Source organism: Bacteroidota bacterium (assembly GCA_041658205.1).
In the GTDB taxonomy this organism is placed as follows: Bacteria; Bacteroidota; Ignavibacteria; order UBA10030; family UBA8401; genus UBA8401.
Window position 1 is genome coordinate 1 of record JBBAAO010000004.1, and the last position, 19,634, is coordinate 19,634.

The following is a 19,634-nucleotide window of genomic DNA, read 5'->3' on the forward strand; positions in this document are numbered from 1 at the left end:
TCACTTACACTACCATTCTGAGTCCCGTTCATAGTTTTTTCTCTGTGAGGGACGAAGAATCTGAACGTAATTTCAATGAGTTATAGTAACTCAGACTCTTCGCTTCGCTCAGAGTGACGGGGATTCATCTAAATCACGTTTTCTTTCATCACTTTTGCCACAGCTTCAGCGCGTGATGAAACGTGGAGTTTTTCGTAGATATTATGGAGGTGGAAACGAACTGTGTGAACGCTGACGAACAATTTATCTGCAATGGATTTGTAACTATGCCCTTCCGTCAACTCCTTTAAAACGTCAATCTCACGATCCGAAAGTTCATAGTCTGTCGATTTCTTTTTTTGCGGCATTTGGAAATAGTTCAGCACTTTTCGTGCGATCTCACCGCTCATGGGAGCTCCCCCTTCATATGCATCACTAATCGCCTGGAGAAATTTTGCTGTAGGGGTTTTCTTTAACAAGTACCCAACGGCACCAGCACGCAACGATTGAAAAATATTTTCATCGTCGGCGTACACTGTCTGCATAACAAACTGTACTTTAGGATATTGTATTTTTAATTCGCGTACGCATTCAATCCCCGATTTTCCTGGAAGGCCGATATCCATCAGTACAACATCCGGTTGTGTTTCAGCAATTCCGTGTAAAGCTTCGGAGTAATTTTTATATGCACCTGTGAGCTCGTATCCGTCGGTTTGTTGAATAATCCAGCTTAGTCCATTGCGGATTTCTTCATCGTCATCAACAATGGCAACGTGGATTACTTTGAATTTAGGTTGTTTTTCAGTCATACTGTTTTTCTACGAGATAAATTACAACAAGTGCTGATAGTTTTCAACTGAACATATAGTCAGTAGTCAATTCGAACACAATGGTAAACAACGTTCACTTTTGTTTCTATCTGTGCAGAGGAATTGTCGCAAAGACTGTTGTCCCTTTTCCCTTGTTAGAATTCAGCGTAAACAGGCCTCCGATCTTTTCGATTCTCAGTCTCATGTTCGTCAATCCGTTCATCCGAGAAAGTTCATTGATATCGAATCCCTTACCGTCGTCGCTGATTTCTATGACAAGATCCTGTTTAACAGCATTGATTGAGACAGCAACATTCTTCGCATTCGAATGGCGCACAACATTGGTCAACGCTTCTTTTACTACTAACAACACAGCACGGATACTGTCTGAACCAACTTTTAATTTATCCAAATCATCGGAGACCGTAAGTTGTAGTTCGATCTCTTTCGCTTCACACACTTCCACCGCAAAGGTTTGAACGCGGTGTAACAAGCGCTCCATGGAACTATTCGTTGGATCAATCGACCAGACAACATCACTCATCGCATCAACCAGCTCACGCGAGATCGCTCCGACTTTTTCGGTCAATGATGGAACTGTAAACTGCAGATCGGTCTGTTTCTTCTCAGAAATCGACTGACGATGAATCATGTCCGACAATAATGCAATTCTCGTCAATCCCGAACCGATGTCATCGTGCAAGTCTGCCGCAATGCGTGAACGAATTTTTTCGATCTCCAGCAAACGGCGCACCCGAACACGTTCAATGGCTGCAAGAACTCCCAACGCCGCCGCAATCATAAGAGAAATAAACCACCACCTCATCCACAACGGCGTGGCAATACTCACAGATAGAATTGACGAAACTTCGCTTGGTTTCCCCTCCTGATTGAGTGCACGGACTGCAAAAATATAATTGCCGGGACTGAGATGCGCGTATGTCACTGAACGATTTGTTGTGGCAATGTGCCACTCTTCTTCCAGCGGTTCAAGCTTGTATTGGAAGCGGAGAGCACCTGTGTTGCGGAACGAAATGGCCGTATAATCAATCGTGATTGTATTCTCTGTAGAGGAAAGTTCGATGTCGTTTGTTACGCGCCGTTGATTGCCATTGACGAAGATGGACGTAAAGAGTACTTGTGGAAACTTTGCCGCCAACATATTATTTGGAATATCAAACATCGTCAATTCAAATCTTGTTAACGCGTACGTCAATTGCGGTGTAGACGCAATTATTTGTACGGGTGATTCTGTATATTGCTGAAGCGATGTGAACCGTTCAATTCGATGATCGGGCATTAGCATCAACCCTGCCTGTGTTCCGATTAAAATTCCGCCATTCGGCGTTTCTGCAAGACTCCAAATCTGATTACTAATTAAACCGTCTTTTGTTGTGCATTGTTTGAGTTTACCGTCTCTATAATAAAAAAGCCCGTTATATCTTGATCCAAACCACATTGTTCCATCATTCGTTTCCAATATCGATCTGAATGGAATTTTGGGAAGCATTGTCAATATCCGGTCGGTCGAATCCAAAACAATCCCCTCGGAAGTTCGCTTAAGAATTCTGTTTTCAGGATCAAATCCCATCGCCCAAATATTTCCTGCTCTGTCTTCATAGAGTGCGCGAACATCACGAAGTTGTGTAGTTTTCTGATAATGAAATTGAGCAACAAGCTTCGGTTTTGATGAATAATCAATCCCTGCTACTCCCCCCTGTAACAGGCCATACCAAAGAATGTTTTTTGAATCGATAAAGAGGGAAATATTCAATCCGCGCGGAAATCCGCTTTCTTCTGATACTGAATATTTTTGGATCAGTGATGAATTCGTTAAATGATCTCTGACCACTTCAAGATACGAAAGCTGACCATCGGCGTCGGTAATCCAAAGATGATTATTAGAATCGACTGCAACAGCAATCGGAAGAGCAATTTTATTATTCACTTTGATAACATGGAGAAATTTTTTCCATTGATTAACGGAATCTTTCCACACTTCGTATAGACCATGCGATGACGGAATCCAAATATGAGCAAAGCGGTCTGATATTCCTTTCCCAGACATGCCCGGAAAAATAAATTGCGTCGATTGCTGAGTTTCCAGTTTTGTAATACCGCGTCCAAAACTTCCAAACCAGATATTCTGTTCACGATCCTGATAACCAATCGTCAGTTCGTTCACTGGTAATCCGTTCGCAGTAGTGTAGATCAAAAAGAACGGACTGCCGACACTTTCTTGAACCATCTGTAGCCCTTCGGTCGTCCCGATCCAATATTGTTTGTTCGGACCAAGCACGGTAAATAATGCCGCAGGAAAAAATAGCTCGTACTTTTTTATGACTGTTTCATCTTTCACAATAAATACTTCCGTATTCTTCTTTCTGCGGACATGAACCACCACCGAACTATCAGCTAATGCACTCACATGAATAATGCTGTCCAATGGGAGGTCCTTCACTCTCGGACGAATGAGTGTTTTTGTATCCGGAGAAAACGTAAACAAGTTCATCTCATCAAAACACCAAATTGTCCCATCGAGACTTTTTGTAAACTTTACGTAGGTTTTCAAGTCGGAAGATGGGAGGTGTTCTACTTCATTATTTTTGAAGTGGTACAGACCGTCATCTGTCCCGCACCAAAGCGATCCATCCTCCATTTCAATAATGGAATTGATATTATCTGAGAACGGATTCTTCCCAAGAGAATACAATTCCGTTTCACCGTCCACGTATCGGATCAAACCTCCGCCGTTTGTTGCAATCCACATCTGCCCCGGATGAACCTTGCTTTCAAGAATATCGTTCACGTATCCCCATACCTTCGTTTCATCAAATCTGATATTTTTGAACTTATCGCCGTCAAAAATACTCACCCCTTCATCGGTGCCAATCCACAAATACCCTTTCGAATCTTGATAGATTTCGGTGATAAAATTTGACACAAGACCGTCTCGTGTGGTAAACGTCTGCACCGGCAGACGTTGAGCTAATACCGTGCCGGCAGTGCACATAATAAAAAATAAAATTGTACTCTTTTTCATACTGAGATTTATAGTAAAGATTATGGATGGAAAATCAAAATTGTCTATGAATACTAAAACATCTCATCCGTAATGAATGTCCTCGCGGCAAGCCGCGAGGTATCTTGTCATGTCCCGCCTTTCGGATTCCGCATAGCGGGATTCTAAAAAGCGGAACCAGCGTACGCTGGCATCCAGGTCCTGGATTCCGGTGCCGAAGGCATCACTTTGTAGACTTTCGCCGGAATGACGCCGCAAGCGGCGGGTCTACGACCTCGTAGAGGGAATTAGACCTTTAAGAGATTAAAATGTGCATAATCTTCTTAATCTTTATTCGGGAAAGCCCTATAAAATCAGGACTTTTATAAACTCAGCAGTTTTTAATAGTCGGAGAGGAAGGTGAAACAGACAAATTGAAGAAATAATCAATGCTGATTTTATCGCGATTTCGATCACTGATGTGATGATATTTGCTGATGCATTGCTTCAAAAAAAAAGCGGATTTTCATCCGCTTTTTTTGAAATCACCTCTATGAATACAACACTATTTCATTAAAATCATCTTCTTAACGACATTGAATGATCCGGATTCCAATCGGTAGAAATACACGCCGCTTGAAAGATTGGAAGCATTAAATGTTACGGCATATTCGCCGGATGTCTGATACGAATTGATCAGTGTTGCTACTTCCTGACCAATAAGATTATAGACTTTCAATGTAATATTGCCATTGTTTGGCAATGAATATTTAATTGTTGTGCTTGGATTGAACGGGTTTGGATAATTTTGATTCAACATATATTGTGTGGGTCGGACAGAATTTTTATTCTCCGTTACGCTGAGCACACCGTTGATCGTAAAGTTAGCCGTACCACTTAATGGACTTCCGTTAATGTCGTACGAAGCATTTACGCTTGCAACGTTTGATTCATTATATCCCGCTTTATCTACAAATACTGAGTATTGTCCCGGCGAAAGTCCTGTAATTGCATAATTCCCTTCTGCGTTGGTAAAGGAATATCCCACAGCTTCACCATTACGATACGCATAGACAACAGCACCCGCACGATTCGATCCATTCATCATCCCATTTCCACCCATGATGCTTACCGTGCCGGTAATGGCGGTGAATCCATTTCCGGAAGGACCAAATTGTTTCACATAGATATCAATGTTGTCAACGCTATTCCCATTCACTTCAATTCTGGTTGCACGTTTCCAGCGAACATTCATTGTGTCAGTGGAATAAAATGCCGGTGCATAATTTCCAAGGGGAAGCGCCATAACAATGTATGTTCCGGGGAGTAGTTCACCAAATTTATACATCCCCAGTGAATCGGTATCGGTGATATAGCTACGACCGATGCGGTGCATATCGTTGTATCGCCATCCATCGCGGAACGCAAGAACGCGGGAAGGAACGACGATATCTTTCACAGAATCCAAAACAGAACCTTTAATTTCACCCAAAACAACCGGAGGTAATGGAGACAATGTAAAATCTATTCCTACGGTATCATTGTGGGCGCGGAAAATATCAGCGGAAAGAATGTTTGATTGTTCATTATAAAATTCCACTGCATATCCTTTTGCACGAGCGAAAGCAATATATCCTCCTGGAGGTAATAACACCGAATAATTTCCGAGGGAGTCTACTTTCGCTTTGATCACATATTCTGAGTTCCCTTCAAGCCTAAAATCACCATGCATATTGTACTCAAAGTACTTGCGAAAATTTTCCAGACCGGCATTCATTCCACTTCCGAAATTCAATGCAAATTCTGCCCGGACAAACACAACACGAGTCTCCGCACCATTAATTGCAAATCCGGTTGTATCGGTGACGGTGCCGTTGATTTTTACTTTTGCAGCATTCATCACGCCGCCGCGAAGTTTAAAATTCGCAATGGAGACTGCCGGAGAATCGATCACTGTGACGATATCTGCCAGTGATACTTCACGCTTGCCGTCATACCATTGACTTTGATATTTTGTAGAAGGAGCATTGGCACGCAGTTTATAATTTCCCGGGTCAACACGATGGATTCTGTAATTTCCATTTGGATCTGTTCGAACAGAATATGCAAATGAAAGATTTGTACTGGTCTCTGTTTTATAGACTTCAATGATCGCATTCGGAATACCGACGTTCAGTGTGTCAGTTATTTTCCCTTGAATAATTCCATTTCCGCCGGATGCACTTACAACAAACTCTTGTTTAGCTACACCGCCTTTATTGGATTTTGCAGTAATAGCAATTTTGATTAATCCTTTTAATTGCGGCGTCCAGGTAACAACACCAGTTATTGAATCGATTTTGAAATTTTCTGTAACCGGCCAGCCCATTTGATTTTGTCCCCATCCAAAATAACGAATCACTGCGGTCGGATCAGAAGAGACCGCTTTGGCTGTATAGATGTATGGAACATTCATTTGAGCATTCTGATTAGGAATAGAAATAAATTTTATATTATCTCTCGGAATCTTGTTTTCAATGGTCAGATTAAGAAATGTGCTTGTGAGAAATACACCCGTGGAGAGTTTTGCACGAACAACAAATGTATAGATTAAGTGTCCACCCAGAGAGACGTCAGGAACTTTTGTGATAGAGTACTGATTTTGTGTCGAATCTATCAGTTCAGCATTTTCCAACGAAGGGGCAATAATTCCGTTTGCAAGAGCACGGTACACCAGATAATAACTAACCGGCGTATTCACCGGTGGAACTTGCCATAAGAGTTTTACTTTTCCGCTGTCAATCTTCCCTTCCAACCGAAATGTTCCGTACGGTGGAAGTCCTGGCAGCTGAACTAAAAACACATTACTCACTTCAACATTCACACCGGTTTTTGCGACAACTCTATATGCAAATATCTGCGGCAACGGAGACATCGTCGGTGGAACTTGATCGACAAATGATGTATCGCTGCCGGTATACATGATTGTACCAACTGTGTCGGAATACGTAGCTCGATAGAGATTGTATTGAGTGGTATTATCCGCGTTGTGCGCTTTCGTCCAAAGTAATTTTACCTGGCCGTTCATTTCTATTTTCGTGGCGACCAATTTTATCTCGGACTTCGTTGTTTGGGCGAGAAGTAAAACAACCCCAAGCAGAGCTAGCAAAATAATAGTAAGGCGTTTATTCATATTTCCTCCAAAAAAAATGATTACTGTTTACCGATGTTAAAAAAATATATCCTCCACGTTGCTGGAGGTCCAAGTTCATTCCGTGGGATTGGACAGAACCAAAATCCACGGAAATTGAAGCATTTGAATGTGAGAACGACATAAGATCTACTGCAACCATCGTACCACAACAAAAATCCCTGAAAATTGTCAAATTCCAGGGATTTATTGTCTTTATCTATGCAAACTTTGCATGGTTAACGCACAATTTGCGTTGAAAAATTGGTTAAAATCGGACTGTGAAAACCATCTGATTTCCCCCACGAATTGAATACGCGGATTGAATATTCATATTGGATCCGGTAAACACGTCGATTTCTGAAACAATATAAATCAGAGCAAATGCGGTAAACGAATAAATCTCAGCTTTACGATATGTGTTATATGTATCATATTTCGAAGAAATTTCCGATACACTTGATGCTTGAAGATAATCTTCTCTGGCACCGGAGCGAAGGAATTCAAAGGCAAAACCTGAAGCAAGGGTAACTGCGCCCGCTCCCAAAAACATATATCCCGATCCTGTTCGGTTTTGGTGGATTTGTTCCCAACCAGGAAAAACAATCGTCCGAAATGATATTGTCGATGATTCTGTCGAATGTTCAACACTTAAGCTAGTAGTATCCGGGGGTGCACTCTTTTTTTGAGCGATGAATTTTGATTTTGCATCATTGAAGACAGAAAGAATTTTCGGCGATGTTAAAACAGGATCAAGTTCGAATGCATCATCGATCCTAAATAAAAGAATAAATCGTTCCTTTGCGATAGCAGATTTCCCTTGTGCAATCAGAGAAAAAGCAATCCACTTTTCGATCTGCACTTTTGTCGAATCATTCAGATCGGGTTCTTCCAGAGTTCTGCGCGCTTCCAATTCTGCGAAAAGATACTGTCCACTGTTATAGAGAGATTCAATCGCAGTAAGAGTAGAATCTCGAGATACAACTTGTGCCAATCCGTTTGCAGAAAACACTGCTAAAAACAAAAGTATAACAATGAATTTTGATGCTATGGCAAAACTGAGTCTCTCGTCAATCCGAACTCCGTAAAGCAGGATGAAGAATTTGAATGTACTATTAATTTTTTCGTCGGACAGAAAACGTCGACCTCGAATTGACATAGATATGGTATTATTGAGATCGCTAATAGTCATTTTAAAAGTACAATCGTAAGTAAGGTGGTGTCTTTTACTTTCACAATAATATCTTTTACAATATCGGAATATGCTGCATTTTTAAATCGAACAGTATGTTTTCCGGCAGAAAGCATCATCGGTTTAGAAAGAGGTGTCGTATCCTTGTATTGTTCATCCACAAACACTTCTGCCCAAGGCGTAACGATACATTGCAAATATCCGGCGTGATCGATAAAATTTCCCATGACGGTCATTTCCTTGTTCGATTCAACATTAATTGATTTCACAATTGGATCAAACGATGGATTTGCAAACATGATGGTATGATTTCCTGTTGCCAGAATGATCGGCTTTGCCATCGGAGTCTCCCCGATCAATTGGTTGTTCACAAATACTTTTGCCCACGGCGTGCTTGTCAGAAATACCTTCGCCGAATCTTTTTGCACAACAGCATTAACCTTTTCTTCGGTTTTTTCCGATAGAGGAATTACGGTTTGTTTCTGAAAAGGCTCGACCTGTTGAGCTTCTTTCTTAACATTATTATCAACGGAAGAATCAACAACAGAATTTTGTGACGGAGAAAGTAATTGCTGTTGTTGAGTGGGTGTCCGCTGCGAAAATGTCATCCACCCAAAAAGCATAATTGCTGCTATGGCTGCAACCCCGATTCCGATCGGTATCAATTGCTTTTTAGACGTTGATGTAATCGGGTGGATAAAGACGGATGATTTTTTTTCGTCGATAAAATTCAATGCTTCGCGCGCTGAAGAAAAACGTTCTTCTTTTTTGGGGTGTAGCATTCGTTGCAGAAACTGAGAGAATTCCGGTGATGATGCCGCATCAAACCGTTGTAACTGATCAGTCTTGAATGCTAGTACTTTTCGCATACATTCTGTATATGTCGATCCTTCAAAGATCCGCTCTCCACTTAAAATTTCAACAAGTGTCACACCAAGAGCAAAAAGATCAGTGCGAGCATCAAGCTCATCTCCGCGAACCTGTTCCGGTGCCATATAGGCAGGAGTCCCTAGAACCATTCCCTCCATCGTCACCGTCGGAGAAAGTGCAACATATGCAAGTCCGAAGTCAGTCACTTTCATCATGTCTCGTTCAGAAACGAGAATATTTCCCGGTTTAATGTCGCGGTGAATGATTCCCTGTTCATGCGCAATCGATAGTCCACGAAGGATATGAATGGCTGTTTTTTTTGCGAACTCAAGATTATTGTTTGTTCCTTTTGCAATCAGTTCTTTTAATGATTCTCCTTCAACAAACTCCATGACAATTGCCGGAGCGCCATCAATTTCCGTCAGGTCGTACACCTGCACAATATGTTCGCTCCGTAGCGCAGCGCACGACCTTGCCTCACGAACAAACCGTTGACGCAGATCGGCATCATTCGCGAGGTGTTTATGAAGCACTTTTAGCAAAACGTTGCGATGAAGCACTTCGTCGAATGCTTTATAAACAATCGTCGAGCCGCTTTCGTTAAGCTTCTGCTCTATTTTGAATTGTGTACCGTTCATCGTTTTACAACTTACCAATGCTCACACAAAGACACAAAGGACTAATTTGAAAATATGTTTTTTAATTGAATTGTTTCAAAAATGGGGCCATTGCGAAAGAGCGCAGTGACCAAAGCAATCTCCGGAAAGTGAAGTTAACAATGTGATTGATTTAGGATTTTTGAAACCATTTTTTGTTTTGTGCCAATATCTTTACTCGCTACTCCATTCTTTAATGCGATATTGCAGCCAGCGGAGCGAAACACCAAGTTTTTCCGCTGTTCTGGTCCTGTTACCGTTCATTTCTGATAACGTTGTTTCGATTAACTGTCGTTCGAAATCGGCAAGCGTCATGGCATTTTTCTGCAGCACGGATTGATCGCTGGAGTCGAACAAGAAATCATCTTTTATCAACTGAGTTCCTCGGCACAATACAACGGCCCGTTCAATGACATTCTGAAACTCCCGCACATTTCCTTTCCATTGATTAGCGAGCATCAATTGCATAGCATCGGGGTGAACACTGTCGATGGGACGTTTATAATTTTCAGCAGCTCTCTTCACAAAATAATTTGCCAGCAACGGAATATCATCTTTCCGTTCTCGAAGCGGGGGTAGATGGATACCAATCACATTTAATCGGAAAAAAAGGTCCTCTCGAAAACGATTTGCTTTCACTTCTTCTTTCAGGTCTTTGTTTGTGGCAGCAATGATACGAATGTTTGCACTCTTATTGACCGTATCCCCAACGCGCCGATATTCTTTTTCCTGGAGCAGGCGGAGGATTTTCGCCTGCAGTGTCAATGGCAACTCGCCGATTTCATCCAAAAAAAGCGTACCGCCATTCGCTACTTCCACTAATCCTTTTTTATCGGAAGCCGCTCCGGTAAATGAACCTTTTACGTAACCGAACAATTCACTCTCCATCAAATTTTCCGGCAATGCCGAACTGTTCACGGCAACGAATGCTTGTCCTTTTCGTGTTCCATGCTCATGGATTGCACGCGCGATCAGTTCCTTACCCGTCCCGCTTTCGCCGGTGATCAACACTGCTGCATCAACATCCAGTACGCGCTGCGAAATCTCGAGTACTTTCCTCCACTTTTCACTCTTTCCGATGATATTGCTGAACAGATGAGAGACATCCACTTCATTCTTTAATCTTGTATTTTGTGATTCCAGAATTGAATACCGTTGAGCATTCTCAATTGCAATCGCGGCCAAACTTCCAAAAACAGTCAGAAATTTCAATGCATCCTCGGTGAATGCTTTGCGAGATTTGCTGCTGTCGAGATAGACAGCTCCGCCAATTCGTTCTCCCGCACGGAGAGGAATGCAGATGATCGAAAGAATTTTCTGTGCCATAATGCTGACTGACGATTCAAATCGTTCATCGCTCATCGCGTCGAATGTCAATACCGGCTCGCCTGATTGTAGAACTGTTGTGACGACAGATGAAGAAGCAGCAAATTCATCTCCCGCTTTTTTGGAATTAAAATTCTTCAGAGCAACAACAGTATAACCACTCTCGCTCTTATCATCAGCAAGCATTACAAATCCACGTTCGGCGGAAAGATGCGTCATAGCAATCTCCAGCACCTTCTCCAACAATGCACCCGGTTCCAAAATGGAATTGACCGTCCGGGTTATCTCAAATAGCGCGTTAAAATTGTCTTTTTGATTTTCCATAATTTTATTTTATGACAAATGCAGATTCTTTTGAGCGTCCATAATTTCCAAAATCGTCAACCACTGAGACTGTCCAAACATAACTTCCGGGAAGAAGCATTGGACGACCGGGATGTGTATAAAAATCATAACTTTCATTACTAGAATTCAATCCAATAAGTGACCATACGACAGTCTGCGTACCGGCGTCAACACGAGAAAGAGAAAGAGTATAAGAATAATTGTAAGTAACATTAGGAGGAGACCATTTGAACATAAGTGAATCTGCCGATACCGTATCGTCCACAAACGGAGAGGGGGATATGGGTGATGCTTCATTTTCAATCACACGTGTAATAAAAAATGGCGCACTGATATTTACCGCTTTATTCACATCACGAGAAATAACCGTCAACGGTCTGCCGACTAAATATTGAATGGTATTTGTCGGAAGATCGTATTTATAAATAGTTGCGTGAAAATTTTTTGTCGTTACGGAATATGTTAGAGGATATTTTAGCGAATCGACTCCAAACCAGACAGAATCGAGGTCGGCAATTCCGTTCGGATCGCTCACCGATGCTGTCACATCCACAAAATATTGCGGACTGGGAAAATATTGATCAATCTTTCGTGTCAGAATCTGTTGAAATGTGACTATCGGGGCACCATTCAATCCACGAACAATCTGAGACGCTGAACCTGATTGCACGGAAACGTTGAAAGTATCATTGGTAAAATTCTGTTTTGTTACGATAAAACTGTGTTTCCCTTCGGAGAGTTTTAAAAACGAGAAGTGACCGGAAGAATCCGTGGTAACTGATACGGATTCATTGCTATTCCTCACGACAGCCCCTGAAATTCCAGAGGACTGGTTGGCAATAATTATCCGCCCATTCACGCTTCCTTCCTTTTTGTATCCTGCCGATTCGGGATCAAGCGGATTGTCACGTGGTACATCATCAACGCACCCGGTCAGGAAAAGTCCAATAAAGAGAATTGTCGTAGTGATTTTCATCTGTAATGTATGAATTTACAATATTTTAGCGAAAAAACCGTAAAAATCAGATATAAGACAGTACGAAGATGAAAAATGTAAAAAGGAAGGAATCAGAGTGTGTTATGCATCAACAAGCAGTTTGTATCCCTTACCATGCACATTTGCAATGGATACATTCGGATCATTTTTGAGATACTTTCGAAGTTTGGAAACATACACATCCATGCTACGGGCTGAATAATAGGAGTTGCTCTCCCAGACACTATTGAGAATAAGTTCACGTTCAACAACCTTGTTTTTATATCTGCACAATACCGTAAGTAATTGCGCCTCTTTTGTGGTCAACGAAATCTTTTTTTTGTCACTGATCTTCAAATGTGATTTTTGAACATCAAAAAGGATTTTGCCAATGGAAAATTGTGCAGGCTCATCTCCATTCAATTCAACAGGTGATGTTCGTTTCAACACAGCGGTGATACGAAGTAGTAATTCTTCCATACTGAATGGCTTGGTGATATAATCGTCAGCACCGATCTTTAATCCTTCAATTCGATCTTCTTTTAAAGATTTTGCCGTCAAAAAAATGACTGGTGTTTGTTGATCATGCAGACGAATATCCTTAACAAATGTGAATCCATCCTTCTTCGGCATCATGACATCAACAAGACAGAGGGAGAATGCAGTTTTTCGAAACGATGCAATTCCGTCAACTCCATTATTGCATAATTGTACGGTGAAACCATTCATCTCCAAATGTTCTTTGAGGATAAATCCGAGATTTGTATCATCTTCCAGAAGTAATATTTGCTGTTTAGGTTTCATTAAGGTGCGATGGGCAGCAAAACCGTCACTATTGTCCCTTCCCCTATTTTACTGTTCAAAGAAACTGTTCCATGATGCGCTTCAACAATCAATTTTACATAACTCAAGCCAAGTCCAAATCCTTTTATATCGTGCGTATTGCCGGTAGAAACCCGATAATATTTATCAAACACTCTCGCTTCATCCTCCTTGGTAATCCCAATACCGTTGTCGGTAATTCGGATGGAAAGATTCGAACCTGACAATTCCGTTTCAATAGTGATTGTGGGAATTGCTGAAGAATATTTAACGGCATTATCTAAAACATTATGAATAATATTCGCCAAATGAAGAGCATCTCCTTTTACAAGCGCGCTCGAAGCATTTAGGTGTGGAGTAATTTTCCCATTTCGTTGTTCGATCTGAAGCGAGATATTTTTCACGGCCTGCCGAATTATGGAATGCATATCCACTTCGACGAATTTTAATTCGAATTCACCCTCTTCAAGGACCGCCATCTGTAAGATTGTATCAACCTGATGCTTCATCCGGTTATTTTCATCAACAATCAATGAGTTGTATTTCAAAATCTTCGGTTTACTTTTTAACACATCCGGTTTTGCGATTGCTTCAGAAGCAAGTGCAATAGTGGAAATCGGAGTTTTGAACTCATGCGTCATATTGTTAATAAAATCGATAATGGAGGCCGCTAATCGTTTTTGAATGACAATCACTCGTAACGTATAAATAAAACTGGCAATGATGATCGACATAAATAATAAGGACATCACCAGCAGCATTGTCATCTCACGTAACACAAATGAAGATTTATCGGGAAGAAAGAGTGCGAGCTCATAGCGCGGAGAAATAACATCATTAGGGAATAACCGTGTTTTGAACGGAGTAACGATAAGCGATTTCCCTTTTGATGAATCATTGGACAATTTGATTGAATCGTGATCCCCTACCGTCACACGAAAACTATACGGCAATGATATTCCGACTCCGGAAAGTGATTGTGTAATCAATGAATCAAGTTTTCCCAGATCCAATCGTTCTTCAATTGGTAAGGTTTCGATCAGAAACAATTTATCAACTACTTGTGCAACAATCTCACCACGGCGTTTTTTGGTTGTATCTCGAAGAATCATCGTCGGTGAATTATTGTCGCTTGCTTTAATCTGAATTTCTGAATTATCAGTGGAATAACTATACGCAAATGATTGCTTACCGTTCGATTTTCCAGATTTTTGTTTCACTATGACCGATGTCATCGTATCAACACCGGACGAATGGAACACTTCCACACGCATCTGCTTCCCTTGTCCGCTTTTTACAGTATCCGAAATTATCCAGGAGAAACCGGCATTCCCCTCCTGTTTTCCAAGAACATGGGTAGAATCATTTTGGAGAAACCGGATAATCTTCTTTTTCCCTTTCTTTTGAGGGAGATCAGGGAGCGTCATTGCAACGTTGAAGATTTTTGATGCTGATTCTTCTTTTTCAATTTGTTGCGAAACCAAATTCAGAGCATTCAACACATTGCGATCAAACGCCTGTTCTTTTTGTTCGTAGGAATCCATTAATAAATAGATTTGCATCGATATCAAGCCGATAAGGGCGGCTGAAACTGCTGCAATCATAAATGCAATATGTCGTTTCTCTTTTTTCACGTCTATAATCTAACAATCTCCGATCACAAAATCTCTCCGTTTAACATTTTTTAACACTTCATAACACTCTTTAACTATGAATCGTGCAACTGCTGGTGTAGATTTGTCGTCAAAACAGCACATCAATACAATACACAACGAAGGAGATACCATGAAATATTTTTTCGCCACGCTAATCGTCGCCCTTCTCACACTCAACACATCGTATAGTCAAGAATCAAAACGGATCACCCGCTCATTTTCCATGGATGATGCCCTAATTGTTCGTGAACTGGGAGCTGTGATCGTACCCAAGAATGATCTATTGATCGTTGAAGTTATTCTCGGAAATCATGAAAAGGAGAATTCCGATATCCAAAAAGATGATCATGTGCTGATGGCAAACGGGAAAAAAGTGAATAGCATAAAAGAACTGCGGGCACAATATGAGCATGCCAACGTTGGTGAAGAATTTAAAGTGGGATTAAAACGGGGAGAGAATTTGATGATTGCAAAATTCATCAAGAAAAGTGAGGAAGAATTGAATAAAGAAGGAAGTCGTGGAGGGATGGTGATGCGCATGGAGAAAAAAGAGGGCGAAGAGGTTCTCCCCGCTTTAGGATTGGTTGTGGGAACAAAAAACAAATCTGCCGTAGTGATCTCCACACTGCCGAGTGTTTCTAATAATTTCAAATCATTTGAACCAAAGCAGGGAGATATTCTTGTCTCAATAAACGGCAAATCTGTTTCATCGGCTGAAGAATTCTCATCGGAGTATACCGAATTACATGAAGGAGACAAAGTGACGATCGTTGTTTCTCGCGATGGAAAAGAGCTGAAAGAGATTTTCAGCAAGCCAAAACCGATGGGCAGAATGATCATGAAGCAATAATTATTTTATTGGTTGTTTGCACTTTTATTGGCGGACAAGTGCGTCCGTCCCGACATTCATTATGAAGCACCTTATCTTTTATATTATTTTATTTTTATCTGCATCGATTTTGTCCGATCGAATTTATGCGCAGGCAAATCCTTATTTCAATCAGCGAGACGATAAATACCGTCTACTCGGATTAAAACGTGCAAAAGAGGCGTTCGAATTTAGCAGAAATGAATTTCAGCGCCAGCAGGATCTCTTTAAGAAAGGATTGCTCTCGCAAGCAGAACTGGATCGGGCAAAAGTTTCGTTTTCTGATGCAGAGGTAAACTATCAGCAATCGCTCCTTGCTGTTCTATTTGAAACGCAGTTTATTTCCGTTGAGAAAGCAGTGAAATATCAGACACGAGACGGAAAGAAACATGTCCGCATCACTCTGATTAACACTTCCGGAGGAAATGCTGAATTTCAAAAACTGATTAAAATGGAAGATCAACTCTTCCGCTCTTTGCAACCCGATGTCATACCCAACATCTACGTTTCAATCGCCAATACCGACAATTCCATAATCAGCCAGCCATACGAAGCAAAGATTGATGAGCTTCGATTCGGCCATCCAAAAGATTTGGATTTTATTCTGCTGCAGGATCTTGATGCGGTTGTCGTCAATGTCATTTATGGTAACGGTTCTTCTCGCACGATGAAAATATTTCTTCAAAAGGATGCATCGCAAAATACAGTGATTGTTCAATCGCAGCAATTTTCGCAGGAAGCTGAGCTTGGAAAAACTGCAACGTACGATCTGACACTGGAACTTTTCAGCGGCACATCGAACACATTCGGATTGGAAGTAGTCAATTTGCCGCAGCAATTGAACCGATACTTCAAAGATCCTCAGACGCAGGCACGATTAAGCCAGTTCAAATTTCTGGAGAATGCTAACACTCGCCGTGCTGCGTTGGATGTTTCTCTTCCCGATCGTCCTTCGTCGGAAATTCAAATGGATAAACCAATGCCATTCTTCGTGCTGGTTATTCCGCGCGATCGAATGGATGAATTTAAAAATGTCGGCTCCCGCACATGGACACTGGAAGAGATCGAAAAATTGCAGATCGGGTATGTAAAATTAGAGCTTGTCCCCCGCGGAAAAGGACGTCTTCTTGTCCGCGCACAACAGTTGTTTCACTCCATTAAACCTGATGGGAAAATTCAGCTTTCGATAGAATTGATTAACGAAGGAACGCGCCGTCTGGACAATTTAAAAATCGAAGCGGATGTTCCTTTGAACTGGACAAAGAAGATTGATCCGATGGTGATACAATCGCTTGATATTTCAGAGGAAAAACGGATCATATTGGAGTTTACTCCGCCAAAAGATATTTCAACCGGGCGGTATGAAATTCGTCTCCGTACTACCGCTCTCTCGGATAATCAACCGGTAAATGGTGAGGACAAAACCATTACGGCAGAGATCCAGACAGAAACAAATATCTGGGGAACAATTGTCGTTGTATTATTGATCCTGGGAGTTATCTCAGGGATCGTGTGGTACGGAATTAAATTGTCTAAGAGATAATTCATCATTGTGACCCTTCAACGCGTCTCGTCCAAAGATCGGACGAGACTTGTTCAGGGTTAACAACATAAAGGAGGAAATTTATTATGGAACACCAACCACTGTTAGAAGCAATTGATTTGACAAAACGATATGAGGACGGCGCTCTTGCGGTAAACAACATTTCTTTTTCCGTTCAACCGGGGGAAATCTTTGCAATGCTCGGCGGAAACGGCGCAGGAAAAACGACAACGATTAACATCTTTTTGAATTTTCTCAAACCGACATCAGGTGAAGCAAGAATTGCCGGAATCCCAACACATGTAGAACCGCTGAAAGCGAAACAACATATCGCTTTCGTTTCGGAAAACGTGATGCTGTATACAAACTTCACGGCACTTCAAAATCTGGATTATTTTGTTCGTCTAGGCGGGAAAACGCAATACACAAAGGATGATTATCGCAGCGTGCTTTTGCGTGTCGGATTACAGGAAGAGGCACATAATAAAAAGCTCAAAGGGTTCTCCAAAGGGATGCGGCAGAAATGCGGAATTGCAATTGCAATCTTAAAGGACGCACCAGCCATTCTGCTGGATGAACCAACCTCCGGACTTGATCCAAAATCCGGATTTGAATTTATGCAGCTGCTCGAATCATTGCGGGATGAAGGGAAAGCAATCCTGATGTCGACACATGATATTTTTCGAGCAAAAGAATCTGCCGATACCATTGGTATCATGCGTCAAGGAAATTTGGTGATGCAAAAAAAACGTACTGAACTTTCCGGAGAGAATTTAGAAAAATTGTATATGAATTACATGGCTGGCGTGAACGAATAATTTTTTCACTTTTGTCATTGCAAGAAGTGAATCCAACGACCGGTGGATGAACAACGAAGCAATCGATCTTGAGCGTGAAAAAGCGAGATCGCCACGTTGTCTCAATCAACATCATCGGCACTCCTTGCGATGACATATCCTAAGTATTTTGGAGATCACTATGATAAAACTCATTGTAGAAAAAGAACTGCGCGATCTTATCGGTTCGACAAAATTTGCGATTACCTTCAGTATCTGTTCTGTATTGATACTGCTGTCGTTCTACATCGGCATTAAAAACTTCCAGATAGCGCAGGCACAATATGAAGCATCAAAAACTGCGAATCTGCGTCAGTATGAAGGAATTACCGATTGGATGAGGGTGCAGGAATATAAGATCTTCCTCCCTCCGCAGCCTCTTGCGACATTGATCAACGGCATTTCCAATGATATCGGACGAACAATTGAAGTGCGCGGGCGGGGTGAACTACGCTCTGAAGACAGTCGATACGGAGACGATCCGATATTTGCCATGTTCCGATTTCTTGATCTCGACTTTATTTTTTCCATTGTCCTTTCTCTTTTCGCCATTCTGTTTGGATACGATTTAATCAATGGTGAAAAAGAGCGGGGGACATTACGGTTGACCTTTTCTAATGCGGTACCGCGGGGATATTATATCATTTCGAAATTTGTCGGATCGTATTTAGCACTTGCCGTTCCGCTGCTGGTTCCCATTTTGATCGGCGTCCTCTTTCTCCCGGCTTTTAATATTGCCCTCTCCGGTGAAGAGTGGTTGAAATTAACACTAATTGTTCTTGCGGGACTAATCTCGATCGGCGTGTTTCTTGCTCTGGCATTATTTGTCTCCGCAAAAACAGAACGATCATCAACATCATTTCTCGTCCTCCTGTCATTATGGATCTTGACGGTAATGATCGTTCCTCGCTTATCGGTGGTTGGATCGGATCTGTTTGTAAATGTCCCAAGTGTTGATGAGATCAACTCACAAAAAAGCCGGTTCATGTCCCAAATTTGGAACGAAGATAGAACAAAAATGAATGGATTCGTCCCGCCCAAAACAGAAAATATGCAGGAGGTAATGAATGCTTTTAATAAGTTTATGCAAAACCTTGCCGATGAACGGGAGAAAAAATTTAATGAATTGACCGCACGGTTAAACGAAGACCGTATGAACCGTCAGGCAGAACAGCAGCAGTTGGCGATGTTTTTTTCAGGAATTTCCCCCTCTGCACTTTTTACACTTGCCGCTTCGGAAGTAACGGGGACGTCCGTCCGGCTGGAACAGCAGTATCTGGCGCAAGCAAAGAATTACCAGCAAGGGTATGCAAAGTTCATGAAAGAAAAGACCGGAATGAATACCGGTGGATTTTCATTCGTTTTCCGAATGGTAACAGATGATAATGCAGAAAAACCAAAACCGATCAACATTGGGGAGGTTCCGCAATTTAATTTCACTCCACTTTCTGTCGCATCAGGGATTGGGTATTACATTGGGTATGTCGGAGTGATGGCAGCATTCAACTTACTCTTCTTTGTCGGTGCGTTCATATCGTTTAAAAAATATGATGTACGATAATCAAGAATTGATCTTGCAATGGCGAA

13 protein-coding genes are annotated in these 19,634 nt (G+C 41.5%); 4 read left to right on the forward strand and 9 right to left on the reverse strand.

The genetic code is table 11. The features are described from left to right. Positions 1 to 128: 128 nt before the first annotated feature. From WDA22_17075 to WDA22_17115, 9 genes are all read right to left on the reverse strand, one after another. Positions 129 to 788, reverse strand: coding sequence for a response regulator transcription factor (locus tag WDA22_17075; protein MFA5835194.1), 660 nt, complete (start codon positions 786 to 788; stop codon positions 129 to 131). Positions 789 to 894: 106 nt separating this feature from the next. Further along, a complete protein-coding gene (locus WDA22_17080) occupies positions 895 to 3,831 on the reverse strand; it encodes a two-component regulator propeller domain-containing protein (protein ID MFA5835195.1) in 2,937 nt (978 codons plus the stop codon). Positions 3,832 to 4,354: 523 nt separating this feature from the next. Beyond that, positions 4,355 to 6,961, reverse strand: a complete 2,607-nt coding sequence (locus WDA22_17085; protein ID MFA5835196.1) for a carboxypeptidase regulatory-like domain-containing protein — start codon at positions 6,959 to 6,961, stop codon at positions 4,355 to 4,357. Positions 6,962 to 7,226: 265 nt separating this feature from the next. Beyond that, entirely contained in the window at positions 7,227 to 8,117 is an 891-nt protein-coding gene (locus WDA22_17090; protein ID MFA5835197.1) for a hypothetical protein, read from the reverse strand. 29 nt (positions 8,118 to 8,146) lie between these two features. Further along, positions 8,147 to 9,658 (reverse strand): serine/threonine-protein kinase, encoded by a 1,512-nt coding sequence (locus WDA22_17095; GenBank protein ID MFA5835198.1) that lies wholly within the window; start codon positions 9,656 to 9,658, stop codon positions 8,147 to 8,149. Positions 9,659 to 9,850: 192 nt separating this feature from the next. Next, positions 9,851 to 11,326 (reverse strand): sigma 54-interacting transcriptional regulator, encoded by a 1,476-nt coding sequence (locus tag WDA22_17100; GenBank protein ID MFA5835199.1) that lies wholly within the window; start codon positions 11,324 to 11,326, stop codon positions 9,851 to 9,853. Between the two features lie 4 nt (positions 11,327 to 11,330). Further along, a complete protein-coding gene (locus WDA22_17105; protein MFA5835200.1) occupies positions 11,331 to 12,323 on the reverse strand; it encodes a carboxypeptidase-like regulatory domain-containing protein in 993 nt (330 codons plus the stop codon). Between the two features lie 102 nt (positions 12,324 to 12,425). Further along, positions 12,426 to 13,127 carry a response regulator transcription factor gene (locus tag WDA22_17110; protein ID MFA5835201.1) on the reverse strand — a complete coding sequence of 234 codons (702 nt, stop codon included), beginning with the start codon at positions 13,125 to 13,127 and terminating at the stop codon, positions 12,426 to 12,428. Beyond that, a complete protein-coding gene (locus WDA22_17115) occupies positions 13,127 to 14,749 on the reverse strand; it encodes a HAMP domain-containing sensor histidine kinase (GenBank protein MFA5835202.1) in 1,623 nt (540 codons plus the stop codon). Before WDA22_17115 ends, WDA22_17110 begins: the two co-directional genes overlap by 1 nt. Positions 14,750 to 14,855: 106 nt before the next feature. On the opposite strand from WDA22_17115, the gene WDA22_17120 reads away from it, so the two are divergent. From WDA22_17120 to WDA22_17135, 4 genes are all read left to right on the forward strand, one after another. Beyond that, complete coding sequence (locus WDA22_17120; GenBank protein MFA5835203.1) at positions 14,856 to 15,650, forward strand: PDZ domain-containing protein; 795 nt, start codon at positions 14,856 to 14,858, stop codon at positions 15,648 to 15,650. A 61-nt stretch (positions 15,651 to 15,711) separates the two neighbouring features. Further along, a complete protein-coding gene (locus WDA22_17125; protein MFA5835204.1) occupies positions 15,712 to 17,211 on the forward strand; it encodes an NEW3 domain-containing protein in 1,500 nt (499 codons plus the stop codon). 86 nt (positions 17,212 to 17,297) lie between these two features. Next, positions 17,298 to 18,029 carry an ABC transporter ATP-binding protein gene (locus WDA22_17130; GenBank protein MFA5835205.1) on the forward strand — a complete coding sequence of 244 codons (732 nt, stop codon included), beginning with the start codon at positions 17,298 to 17,300 and terminating at the stop codon, positions 18,027 to 18,029. Positions 18,030 to 18,189: 160 nt separating this feature from the next. Continuing rightward, positions 18,190 to 19,608 carry an ABC transporter permease subunit gene (locus WDA22_17135; protein MFA5835206.1) on the forward strand — a complete coding sequence of 473 codons (1,419 nt, stop codon included), beginning with the start codon at positions 18,190 to 18,192 and terminating at the stop codon, positions 19,606 to 19,608. Positions 19,609 to 19,634 lie beyond the last annotated feature (26 nt).

Excerpts from the sequence above, each read along its gene's own strand:
- WDA22_17115 (MFA5835202.1), bottom strand. The coding sequence starts at position 14,749 with ATGATTGCAGCAGTTTCAGCCGCCCTTATCGGCTTGATATCGATGCAA.
- WDA22_17075 (MFA5835194.1), bottom strand. The coding sequence starts at position 788 with ATGACTGAAAAACAACCTAAATTCAAAGTAATCCACGTTGCCATTGTT.
- WDA22_17100 (MFA5835199.1), bottom strand. The coding sequence starts at position 11,326 with ATGGAAAATCAAAAAGACAATTTTAACGCGCTATTTGAGATAACCCGG.
- WDA22_17135 (MFA5835206.1), top strand. The coding sequence starts at position 18,190 with ATGATAAAACTCATTGTAGAAAAAGAACTGCGCGATCTTATCGGTTCG.
- WDA22_17090 (MFA5835197.1), bottom strand. The coding sequence starts at position 8,117 with ATGTCAATTCGAGGTCGACGTTTTCTGTCCGACGAAAAAATTAATAGT.
- WDA22_17130 (MFA5835205.1), top strand. The coding sequence starts at position 17,298 with ATGGAACACCAACCACTGTTAGAAGCAATTGATTTGACAAAACGATAT.
- WDA22_17080 (MFA5835195.1), bottom strand. The coding sequence starts at position 3,831 with ATGAAAAAGAGTACAATTTTATTTTTTATTATGTGCACTGCCGGCACG.
- WDA22_17085 (MFA5835196.1), bottom strand. The coding sequence starts at position 6,961 with ATGAATAAACGCCTTACTATTATTTTGCTAGCTCTGCTTGGGGTTGTT.
- WDA22_17095 (MFA5835198.1), bottom strand. The coding sequence starts at position 9,658 with ATGAACGGTACACAATTCAAAATAGAGCAGAAGCTTAACGAAAGCGGC.
- WDA22_17120 (MFA5835203.1), top strand. The coding sequence starts at position 14,856 with ATGAATCGTGCAACTGCTGGTGTAGATTTGTCGTCAAAACAGCACATC.
- WDA22_17110 (MFA5835201.1), bottom strand. The coding sequence starts at position 13,127 with ATGAAACCTAAACAGCAAATATTACTTCTGGAAGATGATACAAATCTC.
- WDA22_17125 (MFA5835204.1), top strand. The coding sequence starts at position 15,712 with ATGAAGCACCTTATCTTTTATATTATTTTATTTTTATCTGCATCGATT.
- WDA22_17105 (MFA5835200.1), bottom strand. The coding sequence starts at position 12,323 with ATGAAAATCACTACGACAATTCTCTTTATTGGACTTTTCCTGACCGGG.